We start from the raw sequence: 5,202 nt of genomic DNA on the forward strand, positions 1-5,202 counted from the left end.
ATCACGCCATAGATCTTGAACCACAGCTTGAACTTGCGCAGGGTCTCAGGGTCAACTGAAAAAGCTACTGGCATGGCCGCCTCCATTGCCGTTGATTCCTGACCGATGCTAGCAGCATTCGGTTTGTCCGGACACATGCTCGCAGAGCAAGTCTGCGAAGCTTTTTAACAAAGCGTGACTAAGCGGGCTTCAATCCGGCACCGGACACGCTGGGCGTTGCCGGGCCAGGCTGGTTCGGCTGTTGCAATTCGGCGCGCGCTGCCGCAGGAAGACCGCCGCGAGCGATAGTCTGCCGCAATGCAAGATGATTACGGGGAAGCACCATGACCGTTGAGCGTCACGAAGTCGGGCCGCGGATGAGCCAGATCGTCATCCATGGCAATACCGTCTATCTCGCGGGAATCGTCGCGCAGAACAGCGCCGGCAAGAGCGTCACCGAGCAGACCCGGGAGATCCTAGCCACCATCGACAGCTATCTGGCCAAGGCGGGCACCGACAAGTCGAAGCTCCTGACCGCCAATATCTGGCTCGCCAATATGGACACCTTCGCCGAGATGAACGCTGTGTGGGACACCTGGGTGTCACCGGGCAATACGCCGGCGCGGGCCACCGTCCAGGCCCGGCTCGCTGCGCCTCAATTCACCGTGGAAATCATGGTGACGGCGGCCCGATAGCCGCACGTCCCCGACAGAGCAACCCAGCGCGCGGGCCAGCCACCGCTTGCGCGCGCTTTTACGGATTCCGAACATGCCGGCTATCTTCATTCGACTGCTCGACCAGACTTGGTTCGCCGTCCTCGCGCGCATCATTCTGACCTTCGCATTCTGGGGCAGCGGCCTCGCCAAGCTGATCGATTTCAAGGGCGGCGTCGCCGAAATGGCGATGTTCAACCTGCCCCATCCCGAGCTGATCAATATCCTGACGATCATCGTGCAACTCGGCGGATCGCTGCTGATCATCATCAACCGCTGGACCTGGCTGGGCGCCGGCGCGCTCGCGATCTTCACGCTGCTGACAATTCCGCTGGTCCATCATTTCTGGTCGCTGCCGGAGCCGCGCGCGACGCAGGCGTTCCACACCGCGACCGAGCACATCACGGTGATCGGAGCGCTGATGCTCGTGTCGATCCTGTCCCGCTACACCGGCGGCGCAGGCAACGGACCGAAGCGCAGCTAAAGGCCGCGATCGATCCCGCCTTGCGGCTCGAAGGTCGGCCATCTACCGTCGCGCCGCAAAAAACTTGCGGAGGATTGCTTCGGGATGGCCGACTTCGACTTCACGCCGCTGCTGCCGCCCGGATCGCCTCCGCCTGCGGCAAAATGGACGGGATCGCCGCGCTACAATTTCACCGGCGGCAACAACGATCCGGCACAGGTACCGGTTGAAGCTCTGCGCGTTGCAGCCGATGCTGTGTTGCGGCGCGAGGGCGCCTCGCTCGCCTATTACGGCGTGGCGCATGGCCCGCAAGGTTACCGGCCGCTGCGCGAATTCCTCGCCGCCAAGCTCAAGCGCGATGCCGGAATCGGCTGCACCGCCGACGACATTCTGCTCGTATCCGGCTCGCTGCAGGCCTTCGATCTGATCAACGGCGCCTTGCTCGCACCCGGCGATACGGTGATCGTCGAGCGCGACACCTATCAGGGCATGCTCAACCGCTATGCGCGGTCCGGTGTGAATGCGGTCGGCGTGCCGGTCGATCGCGACGGCCTGCAAATCGATTCGCTTGCCGACACGCTCGCCGCACTAAGGGCGAAAAATATCCGGCCGAAATACATCTACACCATTCCGACCGTGCAGAACCCGACCGGCACCATCATGCCGATGGATCGCCGGACAAAACTCCTGGAGCTCGCCCGCTCCTATGGCGTGCCGGTCTTCGAGGACGATTGTTATTCCGACCTGATCTGGAGCGGCGAGCGCCCGCCCGCGCTTTACGCCATGGATACCACCGGCGGGGTGATCCATATCGGCTCGTTCTCGAAATCCATCGCGCCCGCTCTGCGTGTCGGCTTCATCGTCGCGCCCTGGCCGATCCTGTCGCGGATGATCGCGCTGAAGGTCGATGCCGGGTCCGGCGCGCTGGAGCAGATGGTGCTCGCCGAATATTGCGCGCCGCATTTTGCCGCGCATGTGCCGGCGCTGCGGCGGGGCTTGCGCAAGAAGCTCGAGACGCTGATGGCGGCCCTCGACGAGCAATTCGGCACCGCGGCGGAATTCGACGATCCTCCGGGCGGCATATTCCTGTGGGTCAAGCTGCCGGATCAGGTCGATACGATGAGGCTCTATCAGTCCGCGCTCGCCGCGGGCGTCGCCATCAATCCGGGACCGGAATGGTCGACCGATGCCACGCATGCCCGCAGCCGGATGCGGCTGTGCTTTGCGAGCCCGACCGAGGACGAGATTCGTGAAGGCATCGCGATCCTTGCCGATATCTGCCGCAAGGACTTCGGCGTGCCGGAACGCAGTGCAAATATCGAGCTGCGCGCGGAGCGGCGATAGCGAAACGGGGATCTCGAGGCCGCGCTCTGAGCTGTCATCGCCCGCGAAGGCAGGCGATCCAGTAAATACAACAGCTTCAGAAGTTTACTGGATGCCCCGCCACCGCGGGGCATGACAAGATGGGCGATACGATTCCACCGTAATGGAATCGCTCGAGCCTCTTAGAACATCTCCTCGCGCAGTCTGGCGCGAAGCGCGTCGATCGGGGTGAGCTGCCCCTTCATTTCGACATGCCAGAAGGTCCAGCCGTTGCAGGCTTCCAGACCCTGCGCGAGCGCACCGATGCGATGGATCGAGCCGACCTTTTCGCCGAGCATCACCGCGCCGTCGGCCCGCACCAGCGCCCTGTGGCGCTTCTTGGAGTCGACGAGGTTCGCGCCGGGCGAGATCAGCCCTCGCTCGATCAGCGCCGTGAAGGGTACGCGTGGCGCTTCCCGCGCCGTCATGAAGGGCGCGATGGACGGGGCTTGCAGCGGTTCGACCGCGGCAATGCGCTTCATCGCAGCTTTCGCATAGTCCGGGTCGCGCTCGACGCCGACGAAGCGCCGGCCGAGTTTCGCCGCGACCGCACCCGTCGTTCCGGTACCGCTGAACGGATCGAGGACGAGATCGTCGGGGCGCGATGCAGCAAGAATCACTCGTGCGAGCAACGCTTCGGGCTTCTGAGTCGGATGGAGCTTTTTACCGTCGCGGCCCTTCAGCCGCTCCTCCCCGGTGCATAACGGCAGCGTCCAGTCGGACCGCACCTGCACGTCGTCATTGCCTGCCTTCAACGCCTCATAGTTGAAGGTATAGCCCTTGCCGCCGGGGTCGCGTGCGGCCCAGATCATCGTTTCATGCGCGTTGGTGAAGCGCCGGCCGCGGAAGTTCGGCATCGGGTTGGACTTGCGCCACACCACGTCGTTCAGGATCCAGAACCCGAGGTCCTGGAGGATGGCGCCGACACGGAAGATGTTGTGATAGGAGCCGATGACCCACAGCGTGGCCGACGGCTTCATCACCCGCCGGCAAGCGGTCAGCCAGTTCCGGGTGAAGTCGTCGTACTCGCGGAAGGAACTGAACTTGTCCCAGTCGTCGGTGACACCATCGACCCTGGAATCGTCGGGGCGCTTCAGATCGCTCTGCAGCTGCAGATTATAAGGAGGATCGGCGAAGACCAGGTCGACGCACTCGGCCGGCAGCGTCGCCAATTGTTCGACGCAGTCGCCCACCAGCACGCGGGGGCCTTCACTGTGACTATGAGTCAAACGGGGCGTCCGTCTGGACGCCCCGCGACGCGACTCTACCATGACTCAGAACTCTGACCCTGGCGACGCGGTCGGTGACGCGGGACCTACAACCGACATGCCCCGATACTGGCGCGCCAAGGTAAAAAACCCCTTAAATTGCAAGTACTTTCATTGGCTGGCGTTTACGCCAAACAGCAACCATTTGGTAACGAAACGCTTTGGTGCGATTCGGCGTTCTGAAGCGTGGACGGCAGCGAGCCGATGGGCGACACTCGGGCCGGCATCAGGAGGATGGGATGCGTTGGGATGATTTCCGCCGCAGCGACAACATCGAGGATGTGCGCGGCCAGGGCGGTGGTTATGGCGGTGGTGGCGGCTTCCCGATCCCGGGCGGTGGTGGCGGCCTTGGCATCGGCACCATCATCATTCTCGGCCTGCTCGGCTGGTTTCTGGGCATCGATCCGCGAATCCTGATCGGCGGCGCGGAAATCTTCCAGGGCGGCCCCGCTCAGCAGACGCAACGTCAGGCGCCTCCCGCGAAACAAGGCAGGCCAGCCGATCAGCAAGGCGACTTCGTCGCCGCTGTCATCGGTTCGACCGAAGACGTGTGGTCGGACATCTTCCGCGCGAACGGACAGACTTATCGCCCCGCACGCCTGCGGCTTTATTCCGGCGCCACCGCCGGCGGCGCGTGCGGCATGGCGCAATCGGCGATGGGACCGTTCTATTGTCCGCCCGACAAGCGCATCTTCCTCGACACGGCGTTCTTCCGGGAGATGGAGCAGAAATTCCGCGCCTGCAGCGGCAAGCAATGCGAATTCGCACAGGCTTACGTGATCGCACATGAAGTCGGTCATCACGTGCAGAACCTGCTCGGCATCCTGCCCCGCGCGCAACAGATGCAGCAGGCGGCAGGCAGCAGGGCGCAAGCCAACAACATCCAGGTGCGCGTCGAATTGCAGGCCGATTGCCTGGGCGGCGTTTGGGCCAATCACGCGCGGCGCAAGAAGGACTTTATCGATCCGGGCGACATCGAGGGGGCGATCGGCATCGCGTCGGCGATCGGCGACGACCGGCTGCAGAAGCAATCCACCGGACGCGTGGTGCCGGATTCCTTCACCCACGGCTCGTCCGAACAGCGCGTACGCTGGTTCAAACGCGGACTGGAAAGTGGCCGGGTGTCGGATTGCGACACTTTCCGGACGGCGAATTTGTAATTCACGTCCCGTCGTGAAGCGCGGCACAAATGCCGCGTTTCACGCTCTCGTCGCAGTGCAGTGTCGTGACACGAGACCGAAGAATGCCAGGCATCGACGAATCCCGGAATTTCGTACCGCTCAATATCGCGGTCCTCACCGTTTCAGACACGCGCGATCTCGCGGATGACAAGTCCGGCAGCACGCTTGCGGAGCGGATCGAAGGCGCAGGCCACAAGCTCGCCGCGCGTGCCATCGTGACCGACGATGTCGAGAAA

Annotated in this window: 5 protein-coding genes and 1 pseudogene; 5 read left to right on the forward strand and 1 reads right to left on the reverse strand. The window is 63.3% G+C overall.

Annotated elements, in window-relative coordinates:
* Positions 1-323 precede the first annotated feature (323 nt).
* The 3 genes from VN004_RS14595 (at position 324) to VN004_RS14605 (ending at position 2,499) form a co-directional block, all read left to right on the forward strand.
* Entirely contained in the window at positions 324-674 is a 351-nt protein-coding gene (locus VN004_RS14595) for a RidA family protein (RefSeq protein WP_325611379.1), read from the forward strand.
* Between the two features lie 73 nt (positions 675-747).
* On the forward strand, positions 748-1,176 hold the full coding sequence (locus VN004_RS14600) for a DoxX family protein (RefSeq protein WP_325611381.1): 429 nt from the start codon (positions 748-750) through the stop codon (positions 1,174-1,176).
* Between the two features lie 84 nt (positions 1,177-1,260).
* Positions 1,261-2,499 (forward strand): PLP-dependent aminotransferase family protein, encoded by a 1,239-nt coding sequence (locus tag VN004_RS14605; RefSeq protein WP_325611383.1) that lies wholly within the window; start codon positions 1,261-1,263, stop codon positions 2,497-2,499.
* Positions 2,500-2,660: 161 nt separating this feature from the next.
* On the opposite strand, the gene VN004_RS14610 is transcribed toward VN004_RS14605, so the two are convergent.
* Positions 2,661-3,788 carry a site-specific DNA-methyltransferase gene (locus VN004_RS14610; RefSeq protein WP_325611385.1) on the reverse strand — a complete coding sequence of 376 codons (1,128 nt, stop codon included), beginning with the start codon at positions 3,786-3,788 and terminating at the stop codon, positions 2,661-2,663.
* 236 nt (positions 3,789-4,024) lie between these two features.
* Between VN004_RS14610 and ypfJ the strand changes: the two genes are divergently transcribed.
* Both ypfJ and VN004_RS14620 read left to right on the forward strand, forming a co-directional pair.
* Positions 4,025-4,945: a KPN_02809 family neutral zinc metallopeptidase gene (gene ypfJ / locus VN004_RS14615; protein ID WP_325611388.1), complete on the forward strand. Its 921-nt coding sequence runs from the start codon at positions 4,025-4,027 to the stop codon at positions 4,943-4,945.
* Positions 4,946-5,028: 83 nt separating this feature from the next.
* Positions 5,029-5,202, forward strand: a pseudogene (locus VN004_RS14620) (molybdenum cofactor biosynthesis protein B); the annotation flags it as partial.

The organism is Pseudorhodoplanes sp. (genome assembly GCF_035565855.1).
Classification (GTDB): domain Bacteria; phylum Pseudomonadota; class Alphaproteobacteria; order Rhizobiales; family Xanthobacteraceae; genus Pseudorhodoplanes.

Bases quoted from the DNA above. Each gene is read 5' to 3' on its own strand.
- VN004_RS14595 (WP_325611379.1), top strand. From the start codon at position 324: ATGACCGTTGAGCGTCACGAAGTCGGGCCGCGGATGAGCCAGATCGTC.
- VN004_RS14600 (WP_325611381.1), top strand. From the start codon at position 748: ATGCCGGCTATCTTCATTCGACTGCTCGACCAGACTTGGTTCGCCGTC.
- VN004_RS14605 (WP_325611383.1), top strand. From the start codon at position 1,261: ATGGCCGACTTCGACTTCACGCCGCTGCTGCCGCCCGGATCGCCTCCG.
- VN004_RS14610 (WP_325611385.1), bottom strand. From the start codon at position 3,788: ATGGTAGAGTCGCGTCGCGGGGCGTCCAGACGGACGCCCCGTTTGACT.
- ypfJ (WP_325611388.1), top strand. From the start codon at position 4,025: ATGCGTTGGGATGATTTCCGCCGCAGCGACAACATCGAGGATGTGCGC.